The sequence below is a fragment of the Ruegeria sp. CH11 genome (assembly GCF_056537105.1).
Genome location: NZ_JBQFQX010000010.1, coordinates 42,719 through 62,219 on the forward strand (window position 1 = coordinate 42,719; position 19,501 = coordinate 62,219).

The 19,501-nt window shown below is 59.2% G+C and carries 16 protein-coding genes; 10 read left to right on the forward strand and 6 right to left on the reverse strand.

Features of this window, described 5'->3' with window-relative positions; translation table 11 throughout:
- Positions 1-2 precede the first annotated feature (2 nt).
- Positions 3-2,555: an aminopeptidase N gene (gene pepN, locus ACR0LX_RS15365; protein ID WP_480784464.1), complete on the reverse strand. Its 2,553-nt coding sequence runs from the start codon at positions 2,553-2,555 to the stop codon at positions 3-5.
- A gap of 208 nt (positions 2,556-2,763) precedes the next feature.
- Between pepN and ACR0LX_RS15370 the strand changes: the two genes are divergently transcribed.
- Positions 2,764-4,899: a malate synthase G gene (locus ACR0LX_RS15370; RefSeq protein ID WP_480784465.1), complete on the forward strand. Its 2,136-nt coding sequence runs from the start codon at positions 2,764-2,766 to the stop codon at positions 4,897-4,899.
- A 65-nt stretch (positions 4,900-4,964) separates the two neighbouring features.
- A complete protein-coding gene (locus ACR0LX_RS15375; RefSeq protein ID WP_480573120.1) occupies positions 4,965-5,390 on the forward strand; it encodes a GlcG/HbpS family heme-binding protein in 426 nt (141 codons plus the stop codon).
- A gap of 1 nt (position 5,391) precedes the next feature.
- Here the strand turns inward: ACR0LX_RS15375 and ACR0LX_RS15380 are convergent, their stop codons facing one another.
- Positions 5,392-6,339, reverse strand: coding sequence for a phosphatase PAP2 family protein (locus tag ACR0LX_RS15380; RefSeq protein WP_480784466.1), 948 nt, complete (start codon positions 6,337-6,339; stop codon positions 5,392-5,394).
- 176 nt (positions 6,340-6,515) lie between these two features.
- Here ACR0LX_RS15380 and ACR0LX_RS15385 point away from each other — a divergent pair, with 176 nt between their 5' ends.
- The gene (locus ACR0LX_RS15385; RefSeq protein ID WP_480573126.1) at positions 6,516-7,295 is read left to right on the forward strand and encodes a gamma-glutamyl-gamma-aminobutyrate hydrolase family protein; all 780 of its coding nucleotides are present in this window, start codon (positions 6,516-6,518) and stop codon (positions 7,293-7,295) included.
- Positions 7,296-7,341: 46 nt separating this feature from the next.
- Here the strand turns inward: ACR0LX_RS15385 and ACR0LX_RS15390 are convergent, their stop codons facing one another.
- Complete coding sequence (locus ACR0LX_RS15390) at positions 7,342-9,582, reverse strand: xanthine dehydrogenase family protein molybdopterin-binding subunit (RefSeq protein WP_480784467.1); 2,241 nt, start codon at positions 9,580-9,582, stop codon at positions 7,342-7,344.
- Between the two features lie 3 nt (positions 9,583-9,585).
- Positions 9,586-10,050 carry a (2Fe-2S)-binding protein gene (locus ACR0LX_RS15395; protein WP_480784468.1) on the reverse strand — a complete coding sequence of 155 codons (465 nt, stop codon included), beginning with the start codon at positions 10,048-10,050 and terminating at the stop codon, positions 9,586-9,588.
- A gap of 99 nt (positions 10,051-10,149) precedes the next feature.
- On the opposite strand from ACR0LX_RS15395, the gene ACR0LX_RS15400 reads away from it, so the two are divergent.
- The 7 genes from ACR0LX_RS15400 (at position 10,150) to ACR0LX_RS15430 (ending at position 17,512) form a co-directional block, all read left to right on the forward strand.
- Positions 10,150-10,728: a TetR/AcrR family transcriptional regulator gene (locus ACR0LX_RS15400; protein WP_480573135.1), complete on the forward strand. Its 579-nt coding sequence runs from the start codon at positions 10,150-10,152 to the stop codon at positions 10,726-10,728.
- 133 nt (positions 10,729-10,861) lie between these two features.
- Positions 10,862-11,311, forward strand: a complete 450-nt coding sequence (locus ACR0LX_RS15405; RefSeq protein ID WP_480784469.1) for a methyltransferase family protein — start codon at positions 10,862-10,864, stop codon at positions 11,309-11,311.
- Positions 11,312-11,442: 131 nt separating this feature from the next.
- Entirely contained in the window at positions 11,443-13,014 is a 1,572-nt protein-coding gene (locus tag ACR0LX_RS15410; protein ID WP_480573141.1) for a Re/Si-specific NAD(P)(+) transhydrogenase subunit alpha, read from the forward strand.
- Between the two features lie 13 nt (positions 13,015-13,027).
- Positions 13,028-14,479: an NAD(P)(+) transhydrogenase (Re/Si-specific) subunit beta gene (locus ACR0LX_RS15415; protein ID WP_480784470.1), complete on the forward strand. Its 1,452-nt coding sequence runs from the start codon at positions 13,028-13,030 to the stop codon at positions 14,477-14,479.
- An 85-nt stretch (positions 14,480-14,564) separates the two neighbouring features.
- Positions 14,565-14,921 (forward strand): VOC family protein, encoded by a 357-nt coding sequence (locus tag ACR0LX_RS15420; protein ID WP_480784471.1) that lies wholly within the window; start codon positions 14,565-14,567, stop codon positions 14,919-14,921.
- Between the two features lie 107 nt (positions 14,922-15,028).
- Positions 15,029-16,306, forward strand: a complete 1,278-nt coding sequence (locus tag ACR0LX_RS15425) for a DUF3422 family protein (protein WP_480784472.1) — start codon at positions 15,029-15,031, stop codon at positions 16,304-16,306.
- A 69-nt stretch (positions 16,307-16,375) separates the two neighbouring features.
- A complete protein-coding gene (locus tag ACR0LX_RS15430) occupies positions 16,376-17,512 on the forward strand; it encodes an MFS transporter (protein WP_480784473.1) in 1,137 nt (378 codons plus the stop codon).
- Between the two features lie 6 nt (positions 17,513-17,518).
- On the opposite strand, the gene ACR0LX_RS15435 is transcribed toward ACR0LX_RS15430, so the two are convergent.
- Together ACR0LX_RS15435 and ACR0LX_RS15440 are read right to left on the reverse strand one after the other, a co-directional pair.
- Complete coding sequence (locus ACR0LX_RS15435) at positions 17,519-18,499, reverse strand: ABC transporter permease (RefSeq protein WP_480573157.1); 981 nt, start codon at positions 18,497-18,499, stop codon at positions 17,519-17,521.
- Positions 18,492-19,499, reverse strand: coding sequence for an ABC transporter permease (locus ACR0LX_RS15440; RefSeq protein WP_480784474.1), 1,008 nt, complete (start codon positions 19,497-19,499; stop codon positions 18,492-18,494). Before ACR0LX_RS15440 ends, ACR0LX_RS15435 begins: the two co-directional genes overlap by 8 nt.
- Positions 19,500-19,501 lie beyond the last annotated feature (2 nt).

The window sequence follows — 19,501 nt, forward strand, 5'->3', positions numbered from 1 at the left end:
GTTTACGCGTCCAAAATGCGCGAGACCATCTCGGTCGTGTCGCGCGACAGGTCGGGGGTTTCAGCGATACGGGTCAACTGCGCGCGCAGCAGGTCTTGCCGGTCAGTGTCGTATCGTTTCCAGGTCTGAAAGGCAGAACACATCCGGGCCGTTGTTTGCGGATTGACGGGGTCCAGCCGGATCAGCCAATCGGCCAACAGCGCGTATCCCGTGCCATCTGCCTGATGAAACCCTGCATGGTTTGTCGCAAGCGATCCCATAAGCGCGCGGAACCGATTGGGGTTTTTCCAATTGAAATCTGGGTGCTGCGTCAGGTCTCGCGCGGTTGCAGGTGTGTCCTGCGGGGCCGCCAGCGACGCCTGAAGCGCGAACCACTTGTCCATCACAAGCCGGTCATGACGCCACTGATCATAGAATGCGGATAGTTGCGCCTTGCCTTTGCCTGCACGCAGCAAGCAGGATAAGGCCGCCAATTGCAGGGTCATGTTGCCTGCCGCGCCGTAAGCGTCCGCGGCTTGTGCGCCACCGTCCAGCCGGGTCGTCAACGCCAGTACCGCACCTCCCAAGGCTCTCTTGCCCGATTGGTCCGCATTCGGTTGGTAGGGGGCATTGACCAGAGCCTCGCTTTGCAGACGCGGCAGCAGATCCTGCAAATGCTGTGCCGTGGCCTGCCGCAACGTTTCCACTGCGGTCCAGATTGCCATCGGATCAGGTGTCGTACCCTGTTCGTGCAGGGCGGCTGCCAGTTCCGATTGCGTCGGCAGACCGAGCATAAGTGCGCGATAGGCCGGGTCCAGATCACCATCCCGCATCACCGCCAGCAGCCCGTCGAGATATTCGGCATCGGGTGCTGCGTCTTGCGTAATCATCTTCAACAGGCTGTCCTCGGCCAGCGAGCGACCGGCCTGCCAGCGGTTGAACGGGTCGGTGTCATGGGCCAGCAGAAAGGCGCGCTCGGCATTCGAGTGGGCATGCTCAAGGATCACCGGCGCCGAGAAATCCCGCAGAATCGACGGCACAGGTTTGGCGGCCAAACCTGTGAACTGAAAGCTTTGTTCGGCTTCGGTCAGTTCCAAGACCTGAGTCTCGTGGACCTCATCACCGTTTGGACTCAACAGGCCCACGGCCACAGGAATGACCTGTGGTTGCTTGTCGGGTTGCCCGGGTGTCGGGTGCGTCTGCTGGCTTAGGGTCAGCGTATAGGTGCCATCTGCCCAATCCTCGGCGACCGACACACGCGGCGTGCCCGACTGGCTGTACCAGCGTTTGAACTGGCTCAAGTCGCGGCCTGTCGCGTCCTCGAACACCTTGAGCCAATCCTCGATCGTGCAAGCCTGTCCATCGTGACGGTCGAAATAGAGGTCCAGCGCCTTGGCATAGGCGTCATCACCGACCAACCGTTTCAGCATGCCGATAACCTCGGCGCCCTTTTCATAGACAGTTGATGTGTAGAAGTTGTTGATTTCCTGAAAACTTTCCGGGCGAACAGGGTGCGACAGCGGTCCGTTATCCTCGGGGAATTGCCGCGCCCGCAAGTCGATGGCGTCATGGATTCGCTTCACCGGGGCTGAACGCAAATCGGATGTGAATTGCGCATCGCGGAAGACGGTCAGCCCTTCTTTCAAGCACAGCTGGAACCAGTCGCGGCAGGTGATGCGATTGCCCGTCCAATTGTGGAAATACTCGTGCGCGATGATCGCCTCGATCCGTTCGAAGTTCATGTCAGTCGCGGTTTCCGGGCTGGCCAGAACGGCTGAGGAGTTGAAGATGTTCAACCCCTTGTTCTCCATCGCGCCCATGTTGAAGTCATCTACGGCGACGATGTTGAACACATCCAGATCGTATTCTCGGCCATAGACGTCTTCGTCCCATTTCATCGACTTTTTCAAAGCCTCCATGCCAAAGGCGCACTTGCCTTCGTCGCCGGGGCGAACCCAGAGGTTCAGCTCGACTTCGCGACCCGACATGGTGGTGAACTGGCCCGGATGCGCGATCAGGTCGCCCGCCACCAGTGCAAAAAGATAGGCCGGTTTGGGCCACGGGTCGGTCCATTCGGCCCAGCCTTCGCCCTTTGCCGTCGGGTTGCCGTTGGACAGCAACACCGGAAGGTCGCCATTGATGCGCACGGTGAAGATCGACATCACGTCCGGGCGGTCTGGGTAATAGGTGATCTTGCGGAACCCCTCGGCCTCGCATTGGGTGCAATACATGCCGTTGGACATGTAAAGCCCTTCAAGCGCGGTGTTGTTGCCGGGATCGATCTCGACCTCAGCCTCCCACAGAAACGGCGCCTCGGGCACATCGGCTGTTAGCCCCTTGTCGGTTACCTCTGGCGAGATTTCTACGCCGTCGACCGAAGCGCGGATCAGGGTCAGGTCTTCTCCGTGCAGAAAGAAGGTGCGGTCGGTCGCCGCGGGGTTCGGGCGGAAGGCAATCCGAGATGTGACCCGGGTGGCATGGGCCGCAAGGTCGAAGGTCAGGTGCACACTTTCTACCAGATAGCCGAAGGGCGTGTAGTCTTTCAGATAGATGGTGGTAGGGGCGGCATCGCGCATCGGGGGCCTCGCATCAATACGGTTCTGGCGCGACGTTAGGGGCTTCGTCAGGGGGCTGCAACCGGCCCGGCCATTGCCTTGACGATTTTGAAACAGCTTCTTGCAGAGCCGAACGGCGCGCACGCAAAGTCAAAAGTTGCCTATCGGAAACAAACGGCCTAAGTGAGAAGCGCATACAATGGCACACAATTGCGAGAGAGTAGGGCGCATGACTGACAGAATGACCCGGAGCGGGCTGCAAATTGACCGGGATTTGGTGGATTTCATTGAAACCCGCGCATTGCCGGGTACAGGCGTCTCACCCGAGAGCTTCTGGGCCGGTCTTGCGCGTCTGGTCAATGAGTTGGGCCCGCGGAACCGCGATCTTCTGGCAAAGCGGGCTGATCTCCAAAGCCGCATCGATGGCTGGCACGTGGACCGTAAGGGGCAGCCGCATGACGCCGACGCCTATCAGGATTTCCTGCGCGAAATCGGCTATTTGGTCGAGGTTGGCCCGGACTTTCTGATTGAAACGGACAGTGTCGACCCTGAAATCGCGGTGACGCCCGGGCCGCAGCTGGTTGTGCCGATCACCAACGCCCGTTTCGCGCTGAACGCCGCCAACGCACGTTGGGGCAGCCTGTATGATGCGCTTTACGGAACCGATGCTTTGGGTGATCTGCCCAACGGAAAGGGCTATGACACCGAACGCGGCGCGCGCGTCATTGCATGGGCCAAGTCGTTTCTGGATCAGGCCGTGCCATTGGCCTTTGGTTCCTGGGCAGATGTATCCGGTCTGAGCGTGCAGGACGGCGCGCTGATGCCAACCCTTGCGGATCCCGGTCAGTTCGCTGGATTTGGTGGCGCGCCTGACAAGCCCGAGTTTGTGCTGTTGCGCAACAATGGCCTGCACATTCAGATCATGCTCGACCCTCATAGCGTCATTGGCGCGACGGATCCTGCGCATATCTCGGATGTGCGGTTGGAATCGGCACTGTCGACGATCATGGATTGCGAAGATTCCGTTGCCTGCGTGGACGCCGCTGACAAAGTCGTGGCCTATGGCAACTGGCTTGGGCTGATGAAAGGCGACCTGGCCGAAGAGGTGACGAAGGGTGGTAAAACCTTCACCCGCAAACTGGCGCGCGATCTGGACTATTCCGAACCGAATGGCGACGCTGCCACGCTGAAGGGCCGCTCGCTGATGCTGGTGCGCAACGTGGGGCACCTGATGACCAACCCCGCAGTGCTGGATGCCGAGGGTCGCGAGATCGGCGAGGGGTTGATGGATGCGCTTTGCACCACGCTGATTGCTATGCACGACCTTCAGCGCGGTGGTGGCAACTCGGACGCCGGTTCGGTCTATGTGGTCAAACCCAAGATGCACGGACCGGAAGAGGTCGCCTATTCGGTCGAAATCTTCGACATGGTCGAAGATATTTTGGGCTTGCCCCGCAACACTGTCAAATTGGGCATCATGGATGAAGAGCGTCGCACGTCTGCCAATCTCCGAGAGTGCATCCGCGCCGCCAAATCGCGCGTCGCCTTTATCAATACCGGTTTCCTCGATCGAACCGGAGATGAGATTCACACCTCGATGGAAGCGGGCCCGATGCTGCCCAAAGGCGACATCAAGAACACTCCGTGGATCGCATCCTACGAAGATCGCAATGTCGATATCGGTCTGGCCTGTGGCCTGAAAGGCAAGGCGCAGATCGGCAAGGGCATGTGGGCGATGCCAGACCGGATGGGCGAAATGCTGGAGGCTAAAATCGGCCACCCGAAATCAGGCGCGACCTGCGCCTGGGTACCGTCGCCCACAGCTGCGACATTGCACGCTACGCATTACCACAAGGTAGATGTGCTGGCACGTCAGGACGAACTTGCAGCTGGCGGCGCGCGCGGGACGCTCGATGACCTGCTGAGCATACCATTGCTCGAAGGGCGCAACCTGAGTGACGAAGAGATCACCCGCGAGATTGAAAACAACGCGCAAGGCATTCTGGGCTACGTCGTGCGCTGGGTCGATCAGGGTGTCGGGTGTTCAAAGGTGCCAGACATTCATGATGTTGGATTGATGGAAGACCGCGCCACCTGCCGGATTTCCTCGCAGGCGCTGGCGAACTGGCTGCATCACGACGTTGTCAGCCGGGAACAGGTTATGGCCGCGATGCAAAAGATGGCCGCTGTCGTCGATCGGCAGAATGCGGATGATCCGGCCTATACTCCAATGGCCCCCAATTTTGACGGCATCGCCTTTCAGGCTGCCTGTGATTTGGTCTTCCGGGGCCGGGTGCAGCCCTCGGGGTATACCGAGCCTGTCCTGCATGCCCGGCGTTTGGAACTGAAGGCCCAAACCAAATGAGACCTTGAAGATACGGGCTCTGGGCTACAGTTTGATCCGGAGAAATTCTGTCGAAAGGACTCCATATGTCGGTTTCACTACGCAAAGCCCGCACGATCATCCGAAAAACGCTGGAAAACGGGCGGGAGAACGAATTGAAACCGCTATCCGTTGTGGTTCTGGATGCTGGCGGCCATGTCATCGCTTTCGAGCGTGAAGATGGCGCGGCCCCGGGTCGGTTCGCGATTGCCCAGGGTAAAGCCTATGGTTCGGTCATGTTGGGCATGGCAGGTACCGCTCAGATGCAGCGGGCCGAGGCACAGTCGTATTTCATGGCCTGCATGAATGGTGTCTATGGTGGTCAGCTGGTTCCGGTTCCCGGCGGTGTGCTGCTGCGCGACCGTAAAGGGGCGGTGATTGGCGCTGTGGGCGTAACCGGCGATACGTCAGACAACGACGCCGCAGCCGCGCTGGCGGGTATAGAAGCAGCAGGGTTGGTCGGCGAAGCCTGACCTAGGTCTTCGCGCCGTGCATCCACGGGCGGGTCGCGATCCACGTCGCGATTGCGAAGACCACAATCCCTCCGACCATGTCCATCAGGTGGTGACCGCCATGGGACAGTATCGCCGGGATCATCAAAATGTTCAGCAGAACGGCAGGTACAAACAACGCCGTTCTGCGTAGGAACCAGACGACCAGCAGCGACATCACCGTATGGTATGACGGAAATGCGATCGTTCCAACGATGTCCGACGGGCGTATAACCTCAAGCCCATGCGCGGACAGGGTACGCAGCGTCTCGGCATAGTAGGCGTTGGTTACCAATCCGATCCGGTCCTCAAGCCCGTCCGGCAGGCTATGAAAGACCGAAGGCCCAACGCTGGGAACAATCCACCAGATGATCGTGGTCAAAAGCAGGCTGAGCGTTCCTGCAAGCAGCGCTTGATCCAGCCTGTCGCTTCGGCCCGACAAGGCAAGATACCCGACCATGACAAAAAGCTGCGGCAGCGAGCTGAGGTAGACAAACCGCAGGACGTATCCGAATTCCGGATAGGCAGCGACGGTCTGGACAAGGTCAGGCCAGACATAGCCCATCGCGGCATCGGCGCGCAAAAGCACCTGGTCAAAGGCCAACTCTACAATCGGAAACCGAAGGTAGATCAACAGGGTGGTTACGCCCATGAATCCCAGAAATAGGCTGTTTGCGATGGCGAGCTGCGCAATTCTGGGCTGGTTCTTGACCTGGCGGATGTAAATCCCCGCCACAAACAGGCCAACGGTCGGCACAAGGCTCATCCCGAAACCGGCCCAGGCGATGGGTTGAGATTTCAGGATCGACAAAACAACACAAAGTCCGGTGATCGCTGCCAGCAGACAGGCCAGAATGACCTCGGCCCGGCTGAGGCTATCAGACAGCACCAGCCGCTGAATTCTGCTTTGGTTTTTGACTGTTATTGTCACGACAATCTGTCCAATCCCCTCGGATAATGGCTGTTTGGCCCAGAACTGCGGCATATCTATGGCCCGAAAATGCAGGTGTTGAGAAATTCACAGCCCAAGCTGCGCCCACGCACTTTGAATGTTCGGGCATTTTTGGCATGAATATTCGAACAGTTCTAAATTCTGGTGAGGATTGAATGGTGCGACCGGTCGTCGGAATAATCGGCAACTCATACCTGATGAATGATCAGTACCCGACCCATGCGGGCGGGACGATGAATTCTGACGCGGTTTCGAACGTATCAGATTGCGTGCCGCTGTTGATTCCGGCCGACCCGCGCTTTGTCTCGGTCGAGGAATTGCTGGAAGTGTGCGACGGGTTTCTGCTGACCGGCGGGCGACCGAATGTGCACCCGGAAGAGTATGGCGAATGCGCGACCGCCGCGCATGGGGATTTCGACCGCGCCCGCGATGCGATCACACTGCCCCTGGTCCGGTCTTGCGTCGAGCGGGGCCAGCCGTTCTTTGGCATCTGCCGCGGGTTTCAGGAGGTGAACGTCGCGATGGGCGGGACGCTTTACCCGGAGATCCGCGATCTGCCCGGGCGAATGAATCACAGGATGCCGCCTGACGGCACGTTGGAGGAGAAGTTCGCTCTGCGCCATGTGGTAACCCTGACCGAAGGCGGTGTGTTCCACGACCTGTTCGGGGCCACCGAGGTGATGACCAACACTCTGCACGGGCAGGGGATCAAGACCCTGGGACATGACGTTGTCATCGACGGCCACGCGCCCGATGGCACGCCCGAGGCGATCTATGTCAAGGATGCCCCGGGTTTCACCTTGTCGGTGCAATGGCATCCCGAGTGGGACGCGGCAAACGATCCGGTCTCGCGCCCCTTGTTCGAGAAGTTCGGCGCGGCGGTCCATGCCTGGGCCGCTGGTCGCAAGTCAGCGCGCCTGCAGCGTACGGCTTAAGGCGTTTGGCATCGACCCCGGACAAGCTCCGGGCCGATGCCATAGGTCAAACCAACAGATCGAACTGAGTATTCAGTGGCAGGGTGCGCGCGCGCTGACCCGTCAGGTCGAACAGCGCGTTGCCAAGCGCGGGCATGGACGGGGGCGTTCCGGGTTCTCCTGCGCCACCCAGATGCTTGTTGGTTTCAAGAATCCGTACTTGGGTCACGGGTGTGTTGTGCATGCGCAGAGCGTCGTAATCGTAGAAATTGCCCTGTTCGACCTCACCATCGGCAAAGGTGATTTCTCCCTGAACCGCTGCAGACAGGCCATAGATCATGCCGCCGATCATTTGCGCTTCGACCGTTGCAGGGTCCAGCGCTAGGCCCATGTCGCAGGCGATCCAGGCTTTGCTAATGCGGATCGTGCCGTCCTCGTCCACCACCTCGATCACCTGCGCGACCGGGGTGCCGAAACTGTAGGTCAGCGCGACGCCGCGCCCGACGCCATCCGGTGTCTTGCCGGTCCAGCCCGACATCTCTTTGACCGCCTGAAGGCACCCTGCCGAAGGCTCGTGTTCGGTCTTGGCCAGATCCAGCCGGAACTCCAGCGGGTCGCGACCTGCTGCATGGGCCATCTCGTCCATGAAGGTTTCGTGGAAGAACCCGTTATGGCTGTTGCCGACCGAGCGCCAGAAGCCAACTGGCACAGCCAGATCGGCGATATGGCCGCTCATCCGGTAGTTCGGGACCGCGTAGGGTTGGTTAAAGAACCCCTCAACCAAAACCTTGTCGGGGCCCCCTCCGGCAAATCCGGTATACCGTGTGACCGCCTGTTGCGTCGGCGATTGCGAGGCAACCTTGCCGTCGATCAGAACCGCCTTGCTGTCCTTGACCGCACCGCGCATCCGCGCGATCGCGGCTGGTCGGTAGAAGTCGTGGCGCATATCCTCTTCGCGGCTCCAGGTCGTTTGGACCGGGGTGCCGGGCATGGTCATTGCGACCTTGGTGGCAATTTCGCTAAAGTCCAGCTCCCCCCGGCGACCGAATCCGCCGCCCAGATAGGTGGTGTGTATCTCGACCGCGTCGGTGTTTAGATTGGCGACATTGGCGACGCGGAACTGGATCAGCGTCGGTGCCTGGTTACCGCACCACAGGTCGAGTTTCTTGCCGGTATAGAGCGCCGTCGCATTCATCGGCTCCATCGTGGCGTGGGCCAGATAGGGCACGGTGTATTCCGCGGTGATTTCGGTTGCACCTTGGGGGGTTACATCGACATCCCCGTCATCCCGCATGGTCGAGTTCGGGGCCGTGTCGAAGGCCTGCGCGATCTCGGCCATCAGACCGTCGGTTTCGGGCGGATAGGGCGCCTCGCCCCAATCGACGTCAATCGCCTCGACTGCTTGTATCGCCAGCCAGGTGTTATTCGCGATGACCGCGACACCGGTGCCTAGATCAACGATCTTTTCGACACCGGGCATGGATTCGGCTGCACTTGCATCGAAACCGTTCATCTGACCGCCCAGCTTGGGGTTCATCCGAACCGAGGCGAATTTCAAACCCTCGGGCCGGACGTCAATGCCGAATTCGGCGGTGCCGGTGGATTTGCCGGGAATGTCCACGCGTTTCTGAGGTTGCCCGAGCAGCCGCCATTCCGACGGGTCGCGCAGGGCCGTTTCGGGCGGTTCGATCTGGCCGGCGGCTTCGGCCAGTTCCGTATAGAGAATGCGTGTGCCATCTGGCGCGATAACCGTTCCGTTTTCGGTTTTCAGATTACCGCGGTCGACGCCCAGACGGTCAGCCGCAGCCTGCTTGAGCGTTTCGCGCGCGGTGGCTCCGGCCATCCGCATCCGCTCGAACCCGTCTTTCATCGAGGTCGAACCGCCAGTGACCTGCAAGCTCAGCGTTCTGCCGAGCACGCCCAGCGCTTCACCCAGATTGTGCTGAAAGTCCGAGACGTCATAACCTTTGTTCGGCAAGCCTTCTCCGACCAGGGCGGAGTTATAGTAAGCCGCTGCAGCCGGGCCATGCAGAACGCGAATCTGGTCCAGTTCGACATCCAGTTCCTCGGCAATCAGCGCGGTCCAGGTGGTCATAACGCCCTGACCCATTTCGGCGCGCGGGGCAAACAGCGTCACGCCTTGCTGGTCGATCAGAACAAAGGGGCTAAGGGCGGTTTCACCCTTTCCGGGTTTCAGCGGATTGGCCGCCGGGCGCGAGACATAGTACGCGCCAAAAGCAACTCCACCTACAACAGCTGCGGACCCGATCAGGAAGGTGCGGCGCAGGATTTTTCCGATGCTAGCCATGGCTCAGACCTCTTTCAGCTTGGCGGCGGCGTCATGAATGGCGGCGCGAATTCGGGGGTAGGTGCCGCAACGGCACAGATTGCCCTGCATCGCCTCGTCGATATCGGAGTCCGAGGGCGCTGGGTTTTCGGACAGCAATGCCGCTGCCTGCATGATCTGGCCAGACTGGCAGTAACCGCATTGGGCGACCTGATGATCGACCCAGGCCTGCTGGATCGTAGCCATCGCATCCGGGGTGCCCAAACCCTCGATCGTTGTGACGTCCCCCCACACATCGGACAGTGCGACCTGGCAAGAGCGCACGGCCTCACCATCAATGTGAACCGTGCAGGCGCCACAGGCGGCGACGCCGCAGCCGAACTTGGTGCCGGTCAAACCGACCTCGTCCCGCAGGACCCAGAGAAGGGGAACGTCATCGGGCAGGTCGACCTGATGCGCTTTTCCATTGATCTTAAGGGTGGTCGACATGGCGCACCTCTCTTGGCTGTGGCTGTTTTCTGACATATTTATCGCAAAGTGTCACTGTGTCAATTGACAAAATAAACAAAAACTGTCAAAGGTCGCATCATGATAGAAGACGTGGACGATCCAAAGCAGGCTGCGATCCTGAATTCGGCTTTTTTTGCCTTTGCGAGCTATGGGTTCCGCAAAACCTCGATGGATGACATTGCCAAGGGCGCGGGAATGTCGCGCCCTGCCGTTTACCTGCACTATAAGAACAAGCAGGACATCGTTCGCAGCCTGACGCGATCGTATTACGAAAAGAAGGCGCATGCCGTGGCCGAGGCGTTGCAGGCATCAGGAACCGTTCCTGATGTACTGGGTCAGGCGATTCAGGCGCAAAGCGAAGGTATGGCCCAGATTTTGTCGTCACCCCACGGGGTCGAGATGCTGGACGCCACCAAATCCATGGCCACCGACATTGTCGAGCAGGGCGAAATGCAGCTGACGCAGCTATACGCCGACTGGTTGAAACAGGAACAGGCTGCGAACCGTGCACGTCTGCCGGATGGAGCCGAGGAAACCGCCAAGACGATTACCGCTGCACTCAAGGGCATCAAGCTGACCGCAACAGATGCGCAGGAATACACCCAGCGGATAACCCAGCTTGCTACGCTGATCGGGGCCGGGATCAAGGGCGTCTGATACATCGCCGGCCCCGTAACGCGGTGTCGCCGACCTGCGACTATCTGTGTTTTGCCTTGACTGGTGGAAAACGGTAAGCCTGCCCCCGAAAACGACATGTTTGCGTGTGTTTTTGGAAGGTGGAAAGAAAGGTATGCGCAGTATTGATATCCCTCCGGTCTGGTTGCTGGGCGCTGCATTTCTGGCCTGGCTACAATCGCGGTATGCACCTCTGGACCTGTCGCTGGACGGATGGTTCACCGATCTGCTCAGTGGTTTGCTGATCGGGGCAGGGTTCATTCTGGTTGTCCTCGCGATTGCCGAGTTTCGGCGGTTCAAGACAACGGTGATGCCGCATCAGGTGCCAACTTCAATGGTTCAAACAGGGATATTCAAACGCAGCCGCAACCCGATCTATCTGGGCGATGTGCTGATCCTGACCGGGTTGATCCTCAGGTTCGATGCGGTCCTGTCATTGGTGCTGGTCCCGATATTCGTCTGGTTGCTGGAGCGCCGTTTCATACTGCCCGAAGAAGACCGATTGCGCCGCACCTTCCGCGCGGATTTTGCACGCTACGAACGCCAAACACGGCGCTGGATTTGAGGCTGTGAGGAATTTGACACAGCGGAAAAATTGCTGCGCTTGCGAAATAATCTTTCGCGAGATACATCAGGGCTTGAAGAAGAATACCTGCCACCCATGCGAACAGACCGAAAATTAGGGGGACCGCACCGTTGAAGATAGGAACGCCAAAGGAAATTTTTGACGGTGAGAACCGGGTCGCGATGACGCCGGACTCGGCCCGTCAGTTGCAGAAGCTTGGCTATGAGTGCCTGATAGAAAAGGGAGCCGGGGCTGCCGCCGGGTTCTCGGACGCCACTTATGAAGAGGCCGGAGTCGAAGTCGTCAAGACCGCCGCGTCCTTGTGGAAGGCGGCTGACATCGTTGCCAAGGTTCGCCAGCCGAACGAAACCGAGCTGAAGCGTCTGACCAAGGGTAAAACATTGATTTCCTTCTTCAATCCCGCCGGGAATGAAGAGGGAATGGAAGCGGCCAAGTCCAAGGGCGCAAACGTGATCGCCATGGAGATGGTGCCGCGTATTTCGCGTGCTCAGAAGATGGATGCGCTGTCCTCGATGGCCAATATCGCGGGCTATCGCGCGGTGATCGAGGCGGGCAACAACTTTGGCCGGTTCTTCACCGGTCAGGTGACGGCGGCCGGTAAAGTGCCGCCTGCCAAGGTGCTGATCGTGGGCGCGGGCGTGGCTGGCCTGGCCGCCATCGGCACCTCAACGTCGCTGGGTGCGATCACCTATGCGTTCGACGTACGCCCCGAAGTGGCCGAGCAGGTCGAATCGATGGGGGCCGAATTCGTCTATCTGGACTTCGAAGAAGAACAACAGGACGGAGCCGCGACCGGTGGTTACGCCTCGGTTCAGTCGGAAGAGTTCCGCAACGCGCAGTTGGCCAAATTTCGCGAACTGGCGCCAGAGATGGACATTGTAATCACGACGGCCCTGATCCCGAACCGTGAGGCGCCCGAGCTTTGGACCAAGGATATGGTCGAAAGCATGAAGCCGGGCTCGGTCATTGTGGACCTTGCGGCGGAAAAGGGCGGCAACTGTAAGCTGACAGTCGCGGATGAGAAGATTGTGACCGACAATGGGGTGACGATCATCGGGTACACCGACTTCCCCAGCCGAATGGCCGCTCAGTCCTCGTCGCTCTATGCAACCAACATCCGCCACATGATGACTGACCTGACCCCTGAAAAGGACGGTCAAATCAATCACGACATGGAAGATGACGTCATCCGTGGGGCGACCGTGACATTTGAAGGAGACATCACCTTCCCGCCGCCACCGCCCAAGGTGCAGGCGATTGCGGCGCAGAAGAAACCCGAGGTCAAGGAACTGACCCCGGAAGAGAAAAAGGCGCAGGAGATTGCTGCCTTTAAGGCGCAGACCAAGCAGCAGTTCACTCTGCTGGGTGTTGGCGGTGCGCTGATGTTGCTGGTCGGGCTGGTTGCTCCGGCAAGCTTCATGCAGCACTTCATCGTTTTCGTGCTGGCGATCTTCGTAGGCTTCCAGGTGATCTGGAATGTCTCACACTCGCTGCACACTCCGCTGATGGCGATCACCAATGCGATTTCGTCGATCATCATCGTTGGGGCCTTGATGCAGATCGGATCGGGATCGTTCCTGGTCATTCTGCTGGCGGCGCTGTCCGTCTTCATGGCCGGGATCAACATCTTCGGCGGCTTCCTCGTAACCCGGCGCATGCTCGCCATGTTCCAGAAATCTTAAGGAGGTCGGGCATATGATTGGCTTCACTTCTGCCGCTTACGTTGTTGCGGCTGTCCTTTTCATTCTTTCGCTCGGTGGTCTGTCGAACCAGGAAAGCGCCAAACGCGCGGTCTGGTATGGCATCGTCGGTATGGCGCTGGCGGTCTTTGCCACGCTGGTTGGCCCGGGTTCCGGCCTATGGCTGCTGTCGTTGCTGCTGATCATCGGCGGCGGTCTGATCGGTCAATATGTTGCGCAGCGCGTGCAGATGACCGAGATGCCACAGCTGGTGGCGGCAATGCACTCGCTGGTGGGTCTGGCGGCTGTGTTCGTCGGCTTCAACGCGCATTTTGAGATCGGCAATGTTGCCGAAGTCATGGCCATCGCGGACAGCGCGAAAGAGGCGGACCTGTCCGATCTGGGGGCCTTTGCCAAGCTGATCGCCAAGAAAACCTCGGCCGAGCTGGCGATCCTGCATGTCGAATTGTTCCTGGGCATCTTCATCGGTGCGATCACCTTTACTGGATCTGTCGTGGCCTATGGCAAGCTTGCGGGCAAGGTGACAAGCGCCGCGACCAAACTGCCCGGCGGTCATGCGCTGAACGCCGCTGCTGCGGGTCTCTCACTGATCTGCCTGATCTGGTACACCTCGTCAGGGGGTCTGTTCCCGCTGTTCCTGATGACGCTGGCGGCGCTGTTCATCGGCTATCACCTGATCATGGGCATCGGCGGTGCCGATATGCCGGTGGTTGTGTCGATGCTGAACAGCTATTCCGGCTGGGCGGCCGCGGCGATCGGCTTTTCGCTGGGCAACGACCTGCTGATCGTGGTTGGTGCGCTTGTTGGCTCGTCCGGTGCGATCCTGTCCTATATCATGTGTAAGGCGATGAACCGTCACTTTGTCAGCGTGATCCTGGGTGGATTCGGTGGCACCTCGGGCCCGCAGATGGAGGTCGAGGGCGAACAGGTCGCGATCGAAGCTGACGGAGTTGCTGCGGCTCTGAATGATGCGGACAGCATTGTCATCATCCCGGGCTACGGCATGGCGGTTGCACAGGCGCAGCAATCGGTTTCTGAACTGGTTCGCAAGCTGCGTGCCAAGGGCAAGAACGTGCGCTTTGCGATCCACCCGGTTGCGGGTCGCCTGCCGGGCCACATGAACGTGCTGCTGGCCGAGGCGAAGGTGCCGTATGATATCGTTCTCGAAATGGACGAGATCAACGATGACTTCCCGGACACCGATGTGGCCATTGTCATCGGCTCGAACGATATCGTGAACCCTGCGGCGCAGGAAGACCCCAACAGCCCCATCGCCGGAATGCCGGTTCTGGAATGCTGGAAGGCCAAACAAGTCTTCGTGTCGAAACGCGGCCAGGGCACAGGGTATTCGGGCATCGAAAACCCGCTGTTCTTCAAGGAAAACACCCGCATGTTCTACGGCGACGCCAAGGCGAGCCTCGACAAACTTCTGCCCATGATCGACTGATCGGGGCCGAAAACCACTGGAAAAGGCGCCCAAACGGGCGCCTTTTTTGCTTTTTGGTATATTCTGTTCCTAAAGGAGGTGTCTCATGGAGAAAGTAAACGGTATCGGTGGCGTATTCTTCCGCGCCCGCGACCCCAAGGCGCTGAGCGCTTGGTACGAGACGCATCTGGGCGTCAATCACTATGACCCCGTCCCCTGGAAACAGCGCGAAGGCTATACCGTCTTTGCCCCCTTTGCGCAGGACACCACGTATTTTGGCCGTACCGAACAGCAGTGGATGATCAACTTCCGCGTCGATGATCTGGCTGCGCTGACTGCGCAGCTTGAGGCGGCGGGGATAGAGGTTGAAACCAACGCTGACTGGGACAGTGAGGTCGGCAAATTTGCCCGCATTCACGACCCAGAGGGCAATCCGATTGAGCTCTGGCAGCCAAATCAATGAGATAGCGGGTCTGTATACCGTTGTATCCTTGTAAGTGTATGAAATAAAAAGATAATTGATGTCTGTGGTCGTTTCCGTATAGTACGCGCGACAAGGCGGAGCCCTAAATGACACCGATAGACGACCATCCCCTGCGCTATGCGCTGGCCAATGAACTGCATGCACGACCCTTCCCGGTCGCGTCGATGCCCTGCACGGTTGTCTTTCTGGCGATCAAGAAACCCGAGGCGGCGGTCGCCCGAGATCGCAATGAGGATCTGGCCCACTTGATCAATCTGCTTGATCGACATGGCGCGCAACACCCTCAGCCGGATGCCACGCATTACGCCGGGCAGATCGGGCGCCACTGGTTGAAGTGGGAGCAGCACACCGAGTTCGTGACCTATACGGCAATCGCTCAGAATGTGAGCGATCGTGCCTTCGACCCGGCTGATTTCGAAGTTTTTCCACCTGATTGGCTGATGGCCAGCCCCGGCCAAAGGGTAACGTCTGCAACGGTTCGTGTTGTCGAACGCGACACCGACGACGTGATAAAATCGAAACTGCTGGATTGGTTCGAACCCGAAAGTCTGGCCGTCGCCCGAGTTCTGGACGATGCCGCCATTTGCGCCAGTGATTTTCGCATCGATCCGGCAGGTCATATGCGCTTTGCGTTGTTTGTGGCCGAAGGAACCGGGCGGCGTCGGACGGGGCGGATTGTCCAGCGCCTGTGCGAGATCGAGACCTACAAGGCGATGTCCATGCTGGGTTTTGCCCGCGTCAAGCAGTTGATGCCGCGGATCGGGGAACTGGACGGAAAACTGACCCGGTTGATGGGACAGATGACCGACAACTCGGCTCAGCCCGACGCGCTCTTGCAGGATTTGTTGTCGACGTCGATCGAACTTGAAACTTTGTCGGCCCAGTGTTCGTTCCGGTTCGGAGCAACGGGCGCTTATGAAGCTATTGTGAACCAGCGGATCGAAGTGTTGCGGGAAGAGCGCTTCCAGGGCGGCCAGAATTTTGCTGACTTCATGATGCGCCGGTATGACCCTGCGATCCGGACCGTGAAATCCACCGAACGCCGTCTTCTGGCGCTGTCGGATCGGGCGATCCGGGCCGGAGATCTGCTGAGAACACGTGTAGACGTCGAACGCAGCGCACAGAACCAGGCGCTGCTTGAAAGCATGGACCGTCGTGCCGATCTGGCGCTGCGGTTGCAACACACTGTCGAGGGGCTTTCCGTGGTCGCCATTAGCTATTACGCGGTGTCACTGGTCAGTTATCTTCTCTACCCGCTGACCGCTGCGGGGATCAGCAAGGGGATGCTGACAACTCTCGTGACGGTTCCGGTCGTGCTGGCGGTTTGGTTCGCAATACGAAGAATCCGCAAGCGTCTGGGATAGAGCACATTTGCCAATCGCGAGTTCTCCTGCGATACACGGCTGGTTTGGCAGGCTTCGCAAGAGGGTCACGTGATCAGTGTGTTTTCCGCATGGCGCGCGGTCGCCGCCATGTTCATCCTCAACGGGGCCCTGTTTGGCATCTGGGCCTCGCGCATTCCAGCGGTCCGGGACCATCTCGGCCTTAGCCACGAAGATCTGGGATATGGCCTTTTGTTCATGGCGGCAGGCGCTGTTTGTTCGTTCCCGATTACCGGACGATTGACGGATCGGTTTGGCGCCGTGGCGGTAACCCGGGTGATCGCGGTGCTTTATACGCTGTCGCTGATCCTGCTTGCCTTTGCGGGCAGCTTCTGGGCGTTGGCTGCGTACCTGTTCGTTTTCGGTGCCTTTCACGGGTCGATGGACGTGGCGATGAATGCCTGGGCCGCCGAGGTTGAGCAGTCCTATGAGAAACCTCTGATGTCATCCTTCCACGCGATGTGGAGTTTCGGCGCTGGGGTCGGGGCGCTGAGTGGGTTCGGCGCGGTGCAGTTTGAGTTTACTGTGATGCAGCACTTTCTGCTGGCCGGAGGAGTCGTCGTTGCTCTTGCGCTTGTTTGTTCGTGGGTGCGCTGGACGTCCAGGCGATCTGATCAGAGCGCGGGCAAAGTCTTTGCGTTGCCATCCGGAGCATTGGTTCTGGTTGGGTTCACCGCCCTGTGCGGGGCATTGGGCGAAGGGGCTGTCGCGGATTGGAGTGCGATTTTCCTGCGGGATGTAACAGGTGCCGCCGAAAGCGTGGCGGCTTTGGGATATGCCGTCTTTTCGGTGACGATGGTGGCTTTCCGGCTGGCAGGCGGTGTGGTGATCGCCCGGTTCGGTCCGGTCGCGACGGCGCGGTTTGGGGGCGTTTGTGCCGCACTTGGTGTCTTCGCTGTAGTCTCGGCAGGGCAACCCACGTTGGCGCTGGCGGGCTTTGCGTTGATGGGGGTTGGCTATGCGGTGATCATGCCGCTTGCTTTCAGCCGCGCAGCAAATGATCCAAATGTGCCGCCGGGTCAGGCCATCGCCAGTGTCGCAACCTTGGGATACGGAGGGTTGCTGATCGGACCACCCCTGATCGGGTTTCTGGCCGAGTTGATGACGCTGCGCCTTGCCTTTGCGGTGCTTCTGCCTCTGGCGGTTTTGATCGTCATATGCGCCGGCGCGCTCAAGCGCGCCGACTAAGGTGTTTCAGCGTCCGCGAATGCGCGGATCAAGCGCATCGCGCAAGCCGTCGCCCAGATAGTTGACGCTAAGGACGGTCAACGAAATCGCGAGTCCAGGCCAGAACACGCGTTCGGGGTATTGCTGCAGGTAATCGACACCATCAAACAACAACCGGCCCCATGTCGGGAAATCCGGTGGGAAGCCAAGACCAAGGAACGACAATGCGCTTTCCGTAATGATCGCCGTTGCGATGCCGAGCGTGGCCGACACCATGATTGGCGACAGCACGTTTGGCAGGATGTGTCGCGTGATGATCTGACTGTTGCTGGTGCCGATGGAACGTGCTGCCAGAACGAACTCGCGCTCTTTGATCGCCAGCACATCGCCGCGGACAATCCGAGCGGTGGGCATCCACGAGGTGATGCCGATGGCACAGACGATCAGGATGAATATCCCGCGCTCCAACCCGAACGCAGCCGACAAGGGCTCGCGGAATAGCAGCATCATGACCAGCAGCAGGGGCAGCAGAGGCAAAGCCAGGAACAGGTCCGTCAGGCGCATCAGTGGGCCGTCGAGGCGTTTGAAGAACCCGGCCAGAACGCCAATGAAGGAACCCAGAAACAGCGCCAGCAGCATCGCGGTGATGCCAACCGAAACCGAGGTCTGACCCCCGGACATCATGCGAGCAAGGATGTCGCGGCCCAATTGGTCGGTGCCGAACGGGTGGGCAAGGCTTGGTCCCTGGTTGCGCGATCTGATGTCAATCTGCGTCGGATCAATGGTCCAGATGTATGGCCCAAGGTACACCGCTGCGACGATGAAGATGAACAGGATAGCTCCGATCATCGCGCCTTTGTGAGTCTTAAACTGATCCCAGACATCGCGCCATTGACTGCGAGGCGGGGTTGCCAGTTCTTCCATCACATCGGTGGTGGGCAGAGCTGTCGAAGCGGGTGCAAGGCCTTCGTCAGGGACCAAGGTATCGGTACGATCATGATCAGTCATAGCGAATCCTCGGGTCCAGAATGCCGTAAAGCACGTCTGCAATCAGATTGAACACCACGATCAGCACCGCAAAGATGAAGGTCAGCGTCTGCACCATCGGCAGGTCGTTGGCCTGAATGGCCCCGATCAGCAACTGACCGATGCCGTTCACCTTGAACACCTGCTCGGTGATGATGGCCCCACCGAAGATGGCCGGAATACCCAGCGCAATAACGGTGACCACGGGGATCATCGAGTTGCGCAGGACGTGGACCATCACGACTGTGTATTCGCTCAGCCCCTTGGCGCGCGCGGTGCGGACGTAGTCCTGATTGAGGTTGTCCAGCATTGAGGCGCGCATGAAGCGGCTCAGCTGCGCGGTGATCTGCAACGCCAGAACCATGACCGGCATGATCATCTGCTTGAGCTGTACGACGAAGCTGTCCCAACTGTTGACCACATGGGTGGTGTCATAGATCGACGGGAACCAGCCCAGTTGGACCGAGAAGATCACGATCACCAGCACGCCCGAGAAGAACGGCGGAACCGAGAAGCCGACCATCGACACAAACGTGCCCATCTGGTCGAACCAGGAATACTGGCGATAGGCCGAATAGATGCCGATGGGCAGGGCGATCAGGATGGCGACCACATAGGCGGTGCCGACAACCCACAGGGTCTGCGGGATACGCTGAACGACGATGTCCATGACGGGTGAACGGGTCTGCCACGAAATCACACGCAGGTCACCTTCGGAAAAGGTTGTGCCGAACATGTGGTCGATCAGAACCTGTGGTTCGATCCAGAAGAACTGCACGATCCATTTCCAGAACCGGATATGCATCGGCTGGCCGAGGCCAAGCGCCTCGCGCATCTTCTCTTTGACTTCGGGCGGGACAGTAAGCGGAACCTGCGCCATCGGGTCGCCGGGTGCGAGCTCGAGCAGCAGGAATATGACGAGGCTGATGAACAGCAGTGTTGGAACGGCCAGCACCAGTCGTCTGATGGTAAAGTTGAGCATTA